We start from the raw sequence: 15,193 nt of genomic DNA on the forward strand, positions 1-15,193 counted from the left end.
TGCTTGCCTCGACTCGAATAAATTTCTTTCTTATCTAATACTTTGAGAATCTTTTTATCTAATGTCCAAAGTTGAAGTTTCTTACCTCTAACTTCATTAATAAGAACTGAATCAATTAATCCTATGCCTTTATCAATATGCTTGTTTTCAAATGAAAGCTTACCTGCTGATAAGAAACTACCATCTGAAGTTAAGGTATTTAGATTTTCCCAATATTCTAAGATAAAAGATACTTCGTTCTTATTTTTACAGCCTTGGAGTAATTCACCAAAGACAACTTCATGAACTATCACTTCTGATGATTCAATAAGATCTTTTAATTCACTGAAATAAGGGTCATTTCCCCGGAAGAATTCGATCCAAACAGACGTATCTACAAGAATCATCTGTTACGGTTCAGATTACGGATATTTTCCCCGGAAAAGCCTTCCTGGAACGAAAGTGGAGATTTATGTAGCTTAGCATTCAAATTCCTTATTTTGGCCTGTTTTAACCACTCTGAGAGCGCTTTCTGGAGGGAATCAGTTATGTTCTTACCTCCGGAATACTTTTGAACCTCAGCAATTAGATCATCTGGCAATATCGCAGTCACTTTCATACGATACAATATACGATATTGATTCGTATTTTCAAGCTTTTAATGGGAAATTCTCTAAATAATGGATTCTCAATTCCCTATTACTAAATTTCCAGATGGATCAAAATTTTGGGCAAGCATGTTCGGCTAACTCTGACTTTCTGCTAGTTCGCCCATCTGGCACAAAAACGGAGCATTGGCGAAGGTGCGTAAATCATAATTCATCCAGCGGACTTTTTATCTTAGAAACCATAGGGTCGACAATGCGAGCATAAATTTCAGTGGTTTTGACGGAAACGTGGCCAAGTAATCTTTGGATTAGCTTGATGGAAGTTCCGGATTCCAGGAGGTGGATCGCAAATGCATGTCGAAGATCATGGATCGAGACATCTTTAGTGATTCCTGCTTTTACCTTCGCCATAGTGAAAATTTTTTCCGCGCTTCGGACACTTAGATTTTGGTTAGGGATTTGGCCTTTAAAAATCCAAGACCTCATTCCTTGCTTATGTAGTATATTCAACAATTCATTTTTGCAACTAGTGGGAAGAAGAGTGAATCGGTCCTTTTGCCCTTTCCCTTGACGGATACGAATTGACTTTCGCTCCCAATCTAAGTCATCTCCTCTTAATTTCACAAGTTCACTCACACGAAGGCCTGCCCCATAGCAAAGCCGAAGAAGAAGGCGATGTTTAAGGTTCGACGCAGATTCAATCATTCTAGCAACTTCGGATCTCGATAAAGATTCTGGAATTCGCTTCTCCCGTTTTGGATAAGGATAAGTTTTTAAATATTTCTTACCAATTACGATATTATAATAAAACTTTAAAGATTGTAGAATGGATTTAATTGAATTGGAAGCTAAGTTCTTCTCATATAAAATCCTGTCCAGATAAGATTTTAAATCAGATTCGGTTACTATATATGGGTTTTTGCCTAAGGACTTTAATAAAGCCCTGTTGTAAAAAAAATAGGATCTTAAAGTTTTCCTACTGTAGTTTCTTCTTAGTAGTTCCGTTTTAAGGGGGATTAATATAATTTCAGGATCAGCATCAATTCTCTCCCCATAATCCGAAATAAATTCGGAGAGAAACGATTCGGAAAATGGAATTTTCCAGACTCTTTGAACATTATCCCAACGAGAATTCAGGACCTTTCTTATTCTTTGATATAACTCCGTGTCATACGAAAACGAAACTACCGAGAAACATTTTCCATTCTCCCAATGTTTCCAAATTTTGATTCGTTTGGGCATAGGGAAAGGATAGAAATATACTAAATATTTGTATAGTAAATTATTTTAATTATAAGATATAGCTCCGCCCCTTCAGTCACACTGAAACAAAAAAAATTCATTCGAAAGGAGATCGTCAGCCCTCATTTGACGTTTCTGGTGAAATTTTGCCTTTTTTATTCGTATTTCGACTTATTGCCAGCAAATTCCGAATTTTCCAGAATATTACCTGAAAAATATCCGTTATACGCTTTTTTAGGACAAATTAATTGAAGCTAACATTAGAAAAAATTTTACAAGGCTACTTACCTCATTTTTGTATTCGCTTATACTGTTTTGATGGAGAATTTCGGAATTTTTCTCTAATACCTCATTACTCAAAGGATAATTCTTTACTGACAAAAGTTATTCGGTTCTTTAAAAACGGAGTGATTCTAATGGATCTTTTGCGGATAATAGATATTATATTTTCTTCGTATTCTTTAATTTTGAAATGAGTTCGTTTATTCTTAGATCAATTTGTATCCCTGTATTAGGCAAACCAGATGGATCGTTCTGACTCATTAAGCCCTGATTTTCGCCTTCTTTTCGAATCTGTGCCAGGCTTGTATTTGGTACTTTCTCCCGAGTTCAAAATTATAGCAGTAAGCAACGCCTATCTCAAAGCAACTCTGACTGAAAGGGATAAAATTCTAGGCAGGGGAATCTTTGAAGTTTTTCCGGATAATCCGGACGATCCGGATGCAACCGGTGTAAGTAATCTTCGAAGCTCCCTCCTCCGCGTTTTGGAAACGAAAGCTCCGGACACCATGGCAGTCCAAAAATACGATATCCAACTTCCGGAAGAAGAAGGTGGGGGTTTTACCGTTAAATATTGGAGTCCTTTAAATATTCCGGTCTTAGACAAAAAAGGAAAGGTACATTGCATCATCCATAAGGTGGAAGATGTGACCGAGTTTGTTCTCCTAAAAGAAAGAGGAGAAAAACAATCGGAGATGACCGAGGCTCTTCGTTCCCGCACAGAAGAGATGGAAACGGAGATCATCCGACGTTCCCAGGAATTACAATCCGCGAACAAAAGCCTAAGAGAAACCGAAAGGATCAAAAACGAATTTTTTGCGAACGTTTCCCACGAGCTTAGGACCCCTCTCAGTTTGATCCTAGCTCCCGTGGAATCCATCCTTCTAGATAAAAGATCCGGTCTTTCTCCCAATAACATCCAAATGTTAGAAACGGTTCACAACAATTCCGTACGACTTCTTCAAATGGTGAATAGTTTATTAGATTTTTCTAAATTTGAGGCGGGGAAGATGAAGGTGGAATTGGAATCCACGAATATCGGCGACCTGATCCAAGCCATTCTGAAAGATTTCGAGCCGAGCGCTTTGGAGAAGAATATTCGGATCCACCATGAAATACCTTCTTCAGATCTTAATGTTTTGATCGATCGTTATCTTTTCGAAAGGATCGTCTTTAACCTTCTTTCAAACGCGTTAAAATTCACGCCAAAGGACGGGAATATCTCCGTTATCGTAACGTATTCGGAAGATCAACTTTTTCTCTCCGTTCAGGATTCCGGAATTGGGATCTCGGAAGCGGACCAGAGGATCATCTTTAAAAAATTCCAACAAGCCGAAGGTTCTACCACCAGAAGGTTTGGCGGAACAGGACTCGGTCTCGCAATGGTAAAAGATTTTTCGGAACTTTTGGGCGGTTCTGTGGAGGTTTCCAGCAAACTCGGATTAGGGAGCAAATTTAACGTAACCATTCCTGCCCAAAAAGTAGACCCGGATGAGAAGGGAACTTCTTCCAAAATTTTCTCCCATTCTCCTCAATATTCTAGTTTAGAGATCTCTAATGCAGCAGATTACAACTTTTCCGATAAGCCGAAAGTTTTAATCTGCGAGGACAATGAGGATCTTTCCAATTATATTTATTCCCTTCTCTCTCCGTTATACCGGGTGAAATCCGCTAAGAACGGAAAAGAAGGGCTTAAGTTGGTATACTTCTGGGAACCGGATCTGGTCCTTTCCGACGTGATGATGCCTGAGATGGACGGATTACAACTCTGCAAAGAGATCAAGGCAGATCCTAAAATTTCCAAAACTACCGTAGTATTACTTACCGCATTAACTCACAGAGAAGCCATGTTAAAAGGTTGGGAAGCCAAAGCGGACGAATACTTGTGTAAACCTTTCCATCCGGAAGAATTGATGGTAAGAATGAAGTCACTTCTGACCATCGCAGAGGATAGAAAGAAAAATTTAGAGGCTTTGGAGCAGAAAAATTTCGAATTAGAATTTGCAAATGCGGAATTAGAAGCGTTCTCCTACTCTGTTTCCCACGATTTGAGAGCGCCTTTGAGGGCCATCCAAGGTTATACTCAAATGATCTTAGAAGATCATAGTTCTGTTTTGGACGTTGAAGGGATCCGATTCCTGAATGTGTTAATCGAATCCGCAAAAAGAATGGAAAATCTGATCGATAACTTATTAGAATTCTCTAAAGTAGGGAAAAAGGAACTAAAAGACTCCACCTTCGATCTCACGGAAGTCGCTCAAACCGTTGCAAGCCAGATCAAGGACCAAACGGATCATAACGCGGAAATTATTGTCCATCCCCTTGCTAAAGTGACTACCGATAGGGATATGATGTCTTACGTGTTCCAGAATCTGATCTCGAACGCTGTAAAATATTCGGCTAAAAAAGAAAAACCTAAGGTGGAGATCGGGGTCACAGATACGGAAAAAGGGAAAACATTTTTCGTAAAAGACAACGGCGCCGGTTTCGATATGAAATATTATAACAGACTTTTCGGTGTTTTTCAAAGGTTGCATAGACAGGATGAATTTGAAGGTACAGGTGTGGGACTTGCCATCGTACAAAGGATAGTCACCAGATACAAGGGTTCAGTCTGGGCAGAAGGTAAACCGGGAGAAGGCGCCTCCTTCTTCTTTACCTTGGGAGAAAAAGCAGGGACCGCGGTCGGTTTTCATAATTGAAAAAACCCGTCACTCTATAATTTCTTTACTTAAGAGATAAATTTCATTTTCAAAGATAGGAATCTATCCGGCGAAAACGTCTTATATTTTAAACCTAGAAACTTTCTCCTTGAGCCGAAGGAGCGGCGTTCGAAATTAGTTTTCATGGGAACGGAAGTCCAAACTTTATCCTGGTTCAAATGGACTCCTTACGCGATCCTTCCTCTATTTAGTCTTTTTCTTTCCATTTTCACTTTTCGTTTAGGTTTCAAAAATAGACAAACTTCCGGAGCGCCCGAATTCATTCTCGTATGTCTCGGAATCACACTTTATAGCTTCGGATATTTTTGGGAAATTGTCAGCACCAAACCGGCAAGTATCATTTTCTGGGACAATTTTCAATTTATCGGCCCCGACATTCTGATCGTTTCTCTTCCGTTCCTATGTTTGAGAATTGCCAATTTAAGTAGGTTTATTCATCCGATCAGTATCGTTCTTTTTTCAATCATTCCAATCTGCACTGAACTTGTAGTCTGGTTCGGACAAGAAGAATGGATCCGCCCTTCTCTCAGATTCGATAACTCTGCTCCCTGGCTGGCCTTGATCTATGAATACGGTCCTTGGATGCAGATATACGTAGTCAATTTCCTTTCCGTATTCCTACTTTGCATTATAATTTTATTATATGGAGTCTGGTCACAAAGGGCATTTCATAGAATAAGATGTTTGGTATTCCTGATCGGCATTTCCCTTCCATTTGGCAGTCAAATAATGACCGCCGGAGGTTTTGTGCCGTTTATCCATCCGAAGTTGGATATTTTTCCTTTGGCGGCCGGTTTCGCATTACTTGTCTGGATGTACGGTCTTTTTTATTTTAGGATATTAAATCTGATCCCTTTGGCAAGAAATCAGGTTTTTGAATATATACAAGATGCGGTTTTTGTAATGAATTCCTCCGGGGTCCTTCTGGACTGTAATGTTTCCGCTTTAAACCTTCTCGGAACGGCTAGATTAAGACAAGATCAGAAACTTTCCGAATTCCTTCCGGATTTGGACACTCTTGTGGAAGAATGCCATATTTCCAAAAAAACCAATACGGAATGGAGAACAAACCACGGAAAATACTACGATGTTTCCGTTCGTTCTCAGAAAGCGGAAGGTTCTCAATTTAAAATTGTCGTACTTAGGGATGTGACACAAAGGGCAATTTCGGAAAGAAAACTTTCCGAAAGAAGGGACATTCTACAGAGTATTTTGGACTCAACTAGTATTCTTTTCTTGGTCTTGGACGGCGACGGAAAATTAATTTTATTGAATAAAGCCTGTTTGCAGATCACAGGATTCGACCTAATGGAGTTGGAAGGAAAAGTTTTTTGGGAAACGGAACTATTTACGGACGAAAGAAATTCGATCGCGAAGGTTTTCGAGAAACGTTTTGCAAAGAAAAGATTCCCAAAACATACAAGCGTACTTCTAAGGACCAAAGACGGAAAATCCAGGAGGACACTTTGGGAGCATAAGGAAGTCAGAGATCGGTACGGTCTTTTGCAATACGTAATTTCCACAGGAACCGATGCTACTGGTTTGGAGGAAGCGGAATTCAGGATCGATACATTACAAAGAGCGAATAAAGAGATCTTGGCTCAAAAAGCGATCATTGAATCCCAAAAATCCGATCTGGAAGAAGTTCTACAAAATCTGAAAAAAACCCAGGCAAAATTGATCCAGGCGTCTAAGTTAGCGGATCTCGGTCAGCTAGCCGCAGGTATAGCGCACGAGATCAATAATCCGATCGGTGCCATCCAAGCGGCAGGTTTTAATATACTTTCCTATCTGGAAAAGATCAGAACGGAATTAAGATCTATCCTTCCTCTTCTCTCCTCTTTATCCGATGATGATTGGAATTCCTATAAAGAACTGATCTCAGTCGGTGTTTCTTCCAAAGAAATACTGATCGGCCTGGAAAGAAGAAGAGTTCTTGCGGAGATCAAAATGGAGATGAAATCCGTAGACATCCTTTTTCCGGAAGAAACTGCGGAATTTTTTGTGGATTTCGGGGTAGCTTCTTCTTGGAGAAATTTCGAGAGTATATTAAAAAATCCGAATGCAAGGGAACTTCTCCCCTTCTTTTTGAATCTTTTGGGACCGGAACAATGTGTGGATACGATCAAAACCGCAGTGGATCGTTCCGCAAAAATTGTATACGCACTTAGAAGTTTCGCACATTTCGAGTCGTCTCATAAGAAGAGAAAATTCTCACTTAAAGAAAATATAGATACCGTACTGACATTATACCAAAATTTATTTAAACACGGTGTCGAAGTTTCGACTAATCTGGAAGGGATCCCAGAATTTTTGGGTTTTCCGGACGATCTAATGCACCTATGGACAAACTTGATTATGAATTCCGTCCAGGCAATGTCGTATAAAGGTTCGATCGGGATCAGCGCCTATTTGAAAGAAAATGAGGTAATCGTTTCCATCCAGGACAAGGGGCCCGGGATTCCGGTGGAAGTGCAAGACCAAGTATTCGATGCATTCTTTACAACTAAACCTTTGGGTGAAGGTTCCGGTTTAGGTTTGGACATTGCAAAACGTATTGTGGAAAAACATAAGGGAAGGATCTGGTTCGATTCTTCTCCCGGGAATACTATATTTTATGTGGGGCTTCCCTTCGAGGTTTGAGTTTTTGTGATCGCATTTTTAGATAATTTTTTCATCTATAATACTTCTGCTAAACTTCTTACGGCTACGTACAATCCTTGGTTAGTTGTCCTTTCCGTTTTGATGGCGATATTCGCTTCTTATATCGCTCTTCAGATCGTAGGACAGAAAGTACCGGAATCCGCTCCGCCTATTACCAAATATTTAATTTCATCCGCTGCTAGCCTGGCACTAGGTTGTGGTGTTTGGTCCATGCATTTTATCGGAATGCTTTCCTTCGAATTATGTACGACCGTTCAATATGATAAAAGCCTGACTATTTTGTCCGTCGCTCCAAGTATTCTTGCTTCCGCAATCGCATTGTCATTCGTGAATAGACCCAAAATTTCAGGCGCAGAATTAATATTAGGCGGTCTACTTGTGGGTTCCGGAATAGGGGCCATGCATTATACCGGAATGGCTGCCATGCAGACAAGCGTGTTCTTACGTTATGACCCATGGTTCTTCGCGTTATCCATAGTGGTTGCCGTAGTTCTTGCGATACTCTCTCTTTGGGTACGATTCGGTTTGGAGAGTTTACAATTACGGACTTTCTGGCCTTCTTTTATTTCGGCCTGCACCATGGGATCTGCTATTTCCGGAATGCACTATACGGGTATGGCCGCTGCAAGATTCATAGGAGAAGCGGATACTAACCTGGCTTCACAAGCTTCCGATTCCACCTTCCTTGCTCTTGCAATTTCTTTGATCACGATCGCTTTCACTCTTTTTGCATTCGCAGTCAACTGGTTCTTAAGATATAGGGATCTTGTGAATAATCTCCGGGTAAGCGAATCCAGACTTAGGACCATCATCACTACGGCGGTGGATGGTGTGATCACTATGGACTCTCAAGGTAAGATTCGGGAATTCAACCGTTCCGCCGAGTTGATATTCGGTTATAAAAACAAAGAAGTGATCGGGAAGAACATTAGAGAGTTAATGCCGGATCCGTACTATAACGGCAGAGACAAAAATTCCCAAACAATGTTGAGCGCTGGTTTCGCTAAAATTATAGGAAGTAGTAGAGAAGTTATCGGGATCAGAAAAGACGGCTCCGATTTTCCAGTACGTTTAGCGATAGGACACGGCAAATTCGCGGGGGAAGATCTATTCGTAGGTTTTGTAACGGATATCAGCGAAAGAAAAATGATCGAAAACGCATTAAAACAAAGCGAACAACAGGTGCGTTCCTTGATAGAAAATATACCCGGCATTACTTACAGATGTCTTCCTAATAACGATTGGAAGATGTTATTTATGAGCGACGCTTCCGAATCAATCACGGGATATCCGGTCCAGGATTTCGTAAGTGCAAACTCGATAAGATCTTTCAAAGATATTATCCATCCGGACGATCTAAAAAGAGTGGAGTTCGAAGTCGATGCGGCAGTTTCAGGCAAAAGGGCCTTCACTTTAGAATACAGGATCCTCCACCAAAGCGGTGAGATCCGATGGCTTTGGGAAAACGGTTGCGGAGCTTACGGTGGAAATGGAGAAGCGATCTTTATAGACGGAGTTATTCTAGATATTACCGAAAGAAGAAGAATCGAAGAAGCGTTACGTAAAGAAAAAGAAAAAGCCGAACTTGCGGCGATCACTAAAACTTCTTTTTTGGCAAATATGAGCCATGAGATCCGTACTCCCATGAACGCGATCCTCGGATTTACGGAAGTACTTCTTTCGGAAGAATTGGAAAAAAATCATAGGAGCCATTTGGAAACCGTCAAAAGTTCCGCGAAATCTTTATTAAGACTTTTGAATGATATCTTAAACACCGCGAAGTTGGAAAAAGGAGCGGTGGAATTGGAAGAAATTGACTTCTCCCTTTTGAAATTAGTCGCGGAATTAAAATCCACTTTGGGTATCAGTGCCAGAAAGAAAAATCTGGAATTCGAAGTTATCCAAGATCCGGAACTACCTGAATTTTATAAGGGAGATTCTTTGCGGATCAGACAGATCCTGACGAACCTGATCGGTAACGCCGTCAAATTTACGGACAAAGGAAAAGTCAGTCTAAAAGTGACTAAAGAAGCAGGGAAACTCCATTTTGCAGTCCAAGATACCGGGATCGGGATCCAAGCGGATCGATTGGATAAAATTTTCGAACCCTTCACGCAGGCGGATATTTCCACCACTAGACGTTTTGGCGGAACGGGACTCGGCACCACAATTTGTAAGCAGCTAACGGAATTGATGGGTGGGAAAATTTGGGTCGAGAGCAATTTAGGGAAAGGTAGTACTTTCCATGTTCTTCTCCCTTTAAAAGAAGGAAAACATAAACAGGAAAACAAGATCCAAATAGGGATCAGACTTCCTCCTTTAAAGATCCTAGTCGTCGACGATGTGGAAAAGAATACGGAACTCGTAAGCCTTCTTCTGCAAAACCTAGGACATCAGGTAGAATCGTCGTATAACGGAGAAGACGCGGTAAAAAAAGTCACGACCGGTTCTTTTGATCTGGTCTTAATGGACGTACAGATGCCGGGACTGGACGGTCATCAGGCAACTAGGGTTATCCGAATGCATGAGATCCAGGGGAATGTTCCTAGAACCCCTATTTTAGCATTGACTGCAAGTGTTTTTGAGGAGGATAAAAGTGCGGCAAGTTCCGCCGGAATGGACGGATTCGTCTCTAAGCCGGTGGAAATGGACCAAATGATTGCCGAGATCGCAAGAGTATTAGGTTATTCGGAAAGAATTGCCGATCCGGAAATCTATCTTAACGAAAAAGAAGTGGAATGGGATCCGGAAAGAGCTTCGATTCTCGCCAAAGAATTATCCGACTCCTTTCAAAGAGGTTCGATCGAAGAAGAATATGTGGAAGAATTTTCGGACCTGATCCGAACAAAAGTGGAAAATTCCGATTTTAAACTTTTTAGTTCTAAAATAGAACAATTCGAATTCGAAGAGGCTTATACTCTTCTCAAAAAATTCAGCACCCAACTCGGATTGGACACGGATCTCGGAAAATAGAATGAGCCATCTACTCGATGACAGACCGAAAATTTTAGTCGTAGACGACGAAGCGGCAAACCTACAAGTACTCAAACAAATATTACAAGAAGATTATAGACTATTTTTCGCAAAAGACGGGATCAAGGCTTTAGAGCTTGCGATCTCCGAAAGACCGAATCTCATCCTTTTGGACGTGATGATGCCCGGAATGACAGGACATGAAACCTGTAAAAAACTCAGGAATGAGTTCTCTACCTCCAGGATACCGGTGATATTTGTAACGGCAATGGCGGAAGAAGAAGACGAGGCGGACGGTTTCGAAGCGGGGGCCGTCGATTATATTACGAAACCCGTTAGCCCCGCCATCGTAAAAGCCAGAGTAAAAACTCATCTTTCCCTGGTTCGGAACGATGAACTAAAAGAGACAAGACTTCAGATCATTCAAAGATTGGGCCTCGCCGCGGAATACAAGGACAATGAGACCGGACTTCATGTGATCCGAATGAGCCATTATTCCCAAACTTTAGCAAGGGCCTTGGGTTATTCGGAAGATACCGCCGAAAAAATATTACATGCTTCTCCTATGCATGATATCGGTAAGATAGGTATTCCGGATAGTATATTACAAAAACCTGGTAAACTTGATCCGGAAGAATGGGAAATCATGAAAACTCACCCTACGATCGGAGCCGAGATCATCGGAGACCATGATTCGATACTTTTGCAAATGGCGAAAAGTATCGCTTTGAACCATCACGAAAAATGGGACGGGAGCGGTTATCCGAACGGGATCAAAGGAGATACAATTCCGGTGGAAGCGAGAATAGTCACGATTGCGGACGTATTCGACGCACTAACAACAGAAAGACCTTATAAAAAAGCCTGGAGTATAGAAGACGCAGTCAATCATATACGAAAGGGAGCCGGGTCCCATTTTGATCCGGGTCTTGTACCGGTATTTCTGAATCTGATGCCTGAACTTTTGGAGATCAGAGAACGTTGGGCAGAAACTTAAAATTTATAGTCCGTCCCAAAGTATAAGCTATCGGTCAACCAAGTCACGGGCTTCATGAGACTGAACCTTTTGGGACAGGCCCTTATAACACACCCTTAGGTGGAAGAAAAAGGATCTCGTCCTGATTAAAACTTGCAGGAAGAGAATACAAACTTTCCAAAAAGATCGCAGCATCCGAAGCAGGGATCATATCTTCTCTTTTAAATCCTTCTCTACCGTCCCAGATCGGAGTGTCTATCGCTCCCGCAAACACGGTAGTCACTCTTATCCCACGATCTTTTACTTCTTCCCGGATCGCTTTTGCAAAGCCGGCAATACCGTGTTTAGAAGCACAATAAGGAGAAGACCCCGAGAATCCTTGCCTCCCAGCGGTGGAAGAAAGATAACAAAGTAGAGATCCCTTCTTTAATAAAGGTAGAAGTTTAGAAGTCAGTAAAATAGGTGCGCTTAAATTCAGGATCAGATGTTTTTGAAGATCTTCCCATTCCAGATCTTCTATTTTTAAGAATAGACCGTCTCCGGAAGCGAAATAGATCGCATGGATCTCTTCCCAACGCTCCGAAATAAAAGAGGAAATTTTTCGTATTTGATCAGGCTCAGCAAGATTGCAGTTATAATTCTTTCCTCTTTCGAAACTTTCCTCCAAGGGCCTGCCTCTCCTGGAGATCCCGATCGGAAAATATTCGGGATTTGCATTCAATTTTTCTAATAAAGATCTGCCGATCCCGGAACCGGCCCCGACTACCAGGATATTCTTGGAACCCATACTATTACTTGGACATCGCCCGCACTTTTAATAAAAAATCGGCGGCTTCTAAATGCCGATTCGCCTGGACCAGATCCTTTCCCCAAACGGTAATCCCGTGTTTTTCTATAATACAGAAGGGGACCCTAGGTTTTGCCTCGATGAGATGTTTCTCCAAATGATCGGAAATATCCTGCACATTCGGATAATTGTATAGGACAGGGACGGATACGTTCGGATCCTCATCCCAGATACCGAACGCCTTGATGATCTCTAAGGGAAGAAGCGGAAGATCCTCGATCGGATTCTCTTTGGAAACTCCTATTTCGATCAGATTGGATTCCGGTGTATGGACATGAAGAGAACATCCCATTTCTGGAAATGCTTTATAAACTGCTCTGTGTATGGAAGTTTCCGCGGAAGGTTTCAGACCTTCTCGACCTTTCCAACCTTCTAGTACTTTTCCGGATTGGATCTCTACCGGAAGAAAATCTTTTCGGGTCAGTTTGTTCTTATCCAAACCGCTTCCGCTTACCCAGAATATGTTAGGATCTTTTTCGTCCTTGATGGAAAGATTGCCCGCAGTTCCGGGCATCCATCCTTTGGAATGATACAGGACCCCCGACTCCGCGAGGCGGGTCAGGATCTTTTTTTGGGACATTTTTCAGACTAGGGCCGTAGTTTCTTCTACGTAATTCGGGACCCAGCCGCTCATGTCTTGGAAATAACGGACCGCCTTAATTCTTTTGTTCTCGTCCAAAGTGAACCAATGGTTCGTATTCTTTGGAACGGAGATGAAGTCGTCCTTCTCCACCTTTACTAAAAACTTTTCACCCGCAAGTGAGAATCCGAAAATCCCGGAACCGTCCACGATATAACGAACTTCGTCGTCGGTATGATAATGCACTTTATCGAATTTGGCCAACATCTCGTTCAGGCCTGGGACTTGCGGATGAAGAACGATCAGATCCCTGGATTGATAACCTTCTTTTTCCTTTAAGGTTTCGAAACGACTGTCCAAATTTTTGAGAAGAGTTTCCTTCTCCTCGTCCACGAGAGTCAATTTATCCGTAAGAGAATAAGAACTAGTAGGAACCGGCCAATGATCGTACTCGATCCCTCTCTTATTCAGAAAAGATTTTACTTCGGAATTGTCTTTGATTTCCGGAAGTCCCGGTTTTTGGATAATTATCGCCATTTGTTCCTCCTTTAGGTGGTTTCCCTTTTTTTAGCTCCGCACCCTCAAGCGGCAGTGACGGCCTAGTTTGTATGTAAGGCCGCTTTCAAGTTCCTTATTTATTGACCCTTTCCACGTAGGTAAGATCTCTCAAGTCGATCCGGATAGAATCTCCTTGTTTGATAAAAATAGGTACGTTGATCTCTCCCCCGGTCTCTACGGTAACTCTTTTCAGAGCGGTTCCGGAGGTATCACCTTTTAGACCTTCTTCCGCATACGTTACTTCCAGGATCGCAAAGTTCGGAGGAGTCACTCCGATCGGTTTACCTTCGTAGAAGGAAACTTCCATAGCCGTCTCTTCCTTTAAGAACGGAAGAATATCTTCCAAGTATTCTTTAGAAACAGGAATCTGTTCGAAGTCGTTTGTGTCCATGAAGATGATATCATCACCTTCGGAGTAACAGATAGTCATCTGTCTTTTTTCCAATTCTACGGATTCTAATTTTTCCGCAGCCTTGAAGGTCCTTTCAATGGAACTGTTACGGACCAGGTTCTTTAATTTTGTACGGATAAAGGCGGATCCCTTTCCCGGATTCACGAATTCGCTTTTTACAACGGAATAAAGTTCTCCTTCTACCTTGAGGACCATTCCTTTTCTAACTTCAGTGATGCCTAAGTTCATAAACGACCTAAAATAAAGATTACGCTCTTTCTATATCCTTGTAGGAAAGCCGGGTGTCAAGCGATGTACTCCGGCTACCTTCGTTAATTGTAATATTTCAGGACTAAAATTCGGTTCGACTTTTCCCCTTACAAGAGGAGAATCCCCTTTTGGAAAAGATTTCCGGAGAACCAAAGATTCGATGAAACAAAAATTAACGCTCTTACTCCTTCTGTTTACCGTGTTAACGGTTACCAATTGCAAAAAAGAACCCTTACTGATCACCGGCTCCGAAACCATGCATACCTTGCTAAACGTGGTAGCGGCCGGATACGCTAAAAAGAATCCGAAGATAGAAGTTACCGTCCAAGGTGGAGGTTCCTTCGAGGGGATAGAAAAATTATTCGAATCCAAAACGGATATAGCTGCCTCTTCTAGAACATTAACTCCGGAAGAACAGACCCAATTCGAAAGAAAAGGAAGATTCGAGAATGTATTGATCGGCTATGATGGGATCGCAGTTGTAGTGAACCCTGCAAACCCCGTTTCCAAATTTACCTTAGAGCAGATCTCCAAAATATTCTCCGGAGAAATAAAAGATTGGTCGCAAGTAGGCGGAAAGCCCGGACCGATCCATGTGGTCCTTCGAAATGATAAAAGCGGAACTGCCGCTTATTTCGAAACTCATATCTTAAGACAAAAAGACCTGGGAGAAAAAGAATACCAAGCTTCCAAAAAGAAAGAGTTCACTACCGATTCCAAGGTGGTGGCGGATAACGATGAGATGGCGGATCTGATCGAAAAAGATGCAGCCGCAGTCGGATTTATGGGGATGGGAAGCGCACAGATCCAAAATAAAGGAAAAGTGAAAGCGGTTTTTTATTCGAAAACAGGAAAGGATCCTTATGTGGAGCCGACGATCCAAAATGTTTCCGAAAGAAAATATAAACTCTCTAGAGGGTTGTATCTATTCTATCTATCCGATAGAGGTAAAAAAATCGATGAGTTCATTACCTATATCACTTCCGAAGAAGGGCAAGCTCTGGTATTAAAAAGCGGCTATTTACGAAGTACTTTAAGTACTGTGGAAGTGGAAGCTACCAAACAATAAATTCCGATTTTCCCCTCGAAAAAAGGTTGCGAAA

The 15,193-nt window shown here is 41.6% G+C and carries 12 protein-coding genes; 5 read left to right on the plus strand and 7 right to left on the minus strand.

Annotation, left to right across the window (positions count from 1 at the left end):
* The 3 genes from LEP1GSC192_RS10300 to LEP1GSC192_RS10310 form a co-directional block, all read right to left on the minus strand.
* Nucleotides 1-386: PIN domain-containing protein (locus LEP1GSC192_RS10300; RefSeq protein WP_036089738.1), on the minus strand; the 386-nt coding region annotated here is incomplete at its 3' end.
* A complete protein-coding gene (locus LEP1GSC192_RS10305; RefSeq protein ID WP_024864045.1) occupies nt 383-598 on the minus strand; it encodes a DUF2191 domain-containing protein in 216 nt (71 codons plus the stop codon). The genes LEP1GSC192_RS10300 and LEP1GSC192_RS10305, both read right to left, overlap by 4 nt.
* Nucleotides 599-791: 193 nt before the next feature.
* Nucleotides 792-1,829 (minus strand): tyrosine-type recombinase/integrase, encoded by a 1,038-nt coding sequence (locus LEP1GSC192_RS10310; RefSeq protein ID WP_020770103.1) that lies wholly within the window; start codon nt 1,827-1,829, stop codon nt 792-794.
* A 524-nt stretch (nt 1,830-2,353) separates the two neighbouring features.
* On the opposite strand from LEP1GSC192_RS10310, the gene LEP1GSC192_RS10315 reads away from it, so the two are divergent.
* The 4 genes from LEP1GSC192_RS10315 (at nt 2,354) to LEP1GSC192_RS10330 (ending at nt 11,465) form a co-directional block, all read left to right on the plus strand.
* Complete coding sequence (locus LEP1GSC192_RS10315) at nt 2,354-4,810, plus strand: ATP-binding protein (protein ID WP_020770063.1); 2,457 nt, start codon at nt 2,354-2,356, stop codon at nt 4,808-4,810.
* Between the two features lie 144 nt (nt 4,811-4,954).
* On the plus strand, nt 4,955-7,474 hold the full coding sequence (locus tag LEP1GSC192_RS10320) for a histidine kinase N-terminal 7TM domain-containing protein (protein WP_020770110.1): 2,520 nt from the start codon (nt 4,955-4,957) through the stop codon (nt 7,472-7,474).
* Between the two features lie 6 nt (nt 7,475-7,480).
* Nucleotides 7,481-10,468, plus strand: a complete 2,988-nt coding sequence (locus tag LEP1GSC192_RS10325) for an MHYT domain-containing protein (RefSeq protein WP_020769912.1) — start codon at nt 7,481-7,483, stop codon at nt 10,466-10,468.
* Nucleotide 10,469: 1 nt separating this feature from the next.
* Nucleotides 10,470-11,465, plus strand: a complete 996-nt coding sequence (locus LEP1GSC192_RS10330; RefSeq protein ID WP_020770004.1) for an HD domain-containing phosphohydrolase — start codon at nt 10,470-10,472, stop codon at nt 11,463-11,465.
* Nucleotides 11,466-11,547: 82 nt separating this feature from the next.
* Here LEP1GSC192_RS10330 and LEP1GSC192_RS10335 read toward each other — a convergent pair whose 3' ends face one another.
* From LEP1GSC192_RS10335 to efp, 4 genes are all read right to left on the minus strand, one after another.
* A complete protein-coding gene (locus LEP1GSC192_RS10335) occupies nt 11,548-12,231 on the minus strand; it encodes an SDR family oxidoreductase (protein WP_020770168.1) in 684 nt (227 codons plus the stop codon).
* Between the two features lie 4 nt (nt 12,232-12,235).
* Entirely contained in the window at nt 12,236-12,871 is a 636-nt protein-coding gene (gene mtnB / locus LEP1GSC192_RS10340) for a methylthioribulose 1-phosphate dehydratase (protein ID WP_020769925.1), read from the minus strand.
* 3 nt (nt 12,872-12,874) lie between these two features.
* A complete protein-coding gene (locus LEP1GSC192_RS10345; RefSeq protein ID WP_020769979.1) occupies nt 12,875-13,408 on the minus strand; it encodes an acireductone dioxygenase in 534 nt (177 codons plus the stop codon).
* Nucleotides 13,409-13,502: 94 nt separating this feature from the next.
* On the minus strand, nt 13,503-14,069 hold the full coding sequence (gene efp / locus LEP1GSC192_RS10350; RefSeq protein ID WP_008589168.1) for an elongation factor P: 567 nt from the start codon (nt 14,067-14,069) through the stop codon (nt 13,503-13,505).
* 181 nt (nt 14,070-14,250) lie between these two features.
* Between efp and LEP1GSC192_RS10355 the strand changes: the two genes are divergently transcribed.
* Nucleotides 14,251-15,159 carry a phosphate ABC transporter substrate-binding protein gene (locus LEP1GSC192_RS10355; protein ID WP_020770079.1) on the plus strand — a complete coding sequence of 303 codons (909 nt, stop codon included), beginning with the start codon at nt 14,251-14,253 and terminating at the stop codon, nt 15,157-15,159.
* Nucleotides 15,160-15,193 lie beyond the last annotated feature (34 nt).

Source organism: Leptospira sp. B5-022, from assembly GCF_000347035.1.
Classification (GTDB): domain Bacteria; phylum Spirochaetota; class Leptospiria; order Leptospirales; family Leptospiraceae; genus Leptospira_B; species Leptospira_B cinconiae.

Excerpts from the sequence above, each read along its gene's own strand:
- mtnB (WP_020769925.1), bottom strand. The coding sequence starts at position 12,871 with ATGTCCCAAAAAAAGATCCTGACCCGCCTCGCGGAGTCGGGGGTCCTG.
- LEP1GSC192_RS10310 (WP_020770103.1), bottom strand. The coding sequence starts at position 1,829 with ATGCCCAAACGAATCAAAATTTGGAAACATTGGGAGAATGGAAAATGT.
- LEP1GSC192_RS10305 (WP_024864045.1), bottom strand. The coding sequence starts at position 598 with ATGAAAGTGACTGCGATATTGCCAGATGATCTAATTGCTGAGGTTCAA.
- LEP1GSC192_RS10315 (WP_020770063.1), top strand. The coding sequence starts at position 2,354 with ATGGATCGTTCTGACTCATTAAGCCCTGATTTTCGCCTTCTTTTCGAA.
- LEP1GSC192_RS10355 (WP_020770079.1), top strand. The coding sequence starts at position 14,251 with ATGAAACAAAAATTAACGCTCTTACTCCTTCTGTTTACCGTGTTAACG.
- LEP1GSC192_RS10335 (WP_020770168.1), bottom strand. The coding sequence starts at position 12,231 with ATGGGTTCCAAGAATATCCTGGTAGTCGGGGCCGGTTCCGGGATCGGC.
- LEP1GSC192_RS10320 (WP_020770110.1), top strand. The coding sequence starts at position 4,955 with ATGGGAACGGAAGTCCAAACTTTATCCTGGTTCAAATGGACTCCTTAC.
- LEP1GSC192_RS10330 (WP_020770004.1), top strand. The coding sequence starts at position 10,470 with ATGAGCCATCTACTCGATGACAGACCGAAAATTTTAGTCGTAGACGAC.
- efp (WP_008589168.1), bottom strand. The coding sequence starts at position 14,069 with ATGAACTTAGGCATCACTGAAGTTAGAAAAGGAATGGTCCTCAAGGTA.
- LEP1GSC192_RS10345 (WP_020769979.1), bottom strand. The coding sequence starts at position 13,408 with ATGGCGATAATTATCCAAAAACCGGGACTTCCGGAAATCAAAGACAAT.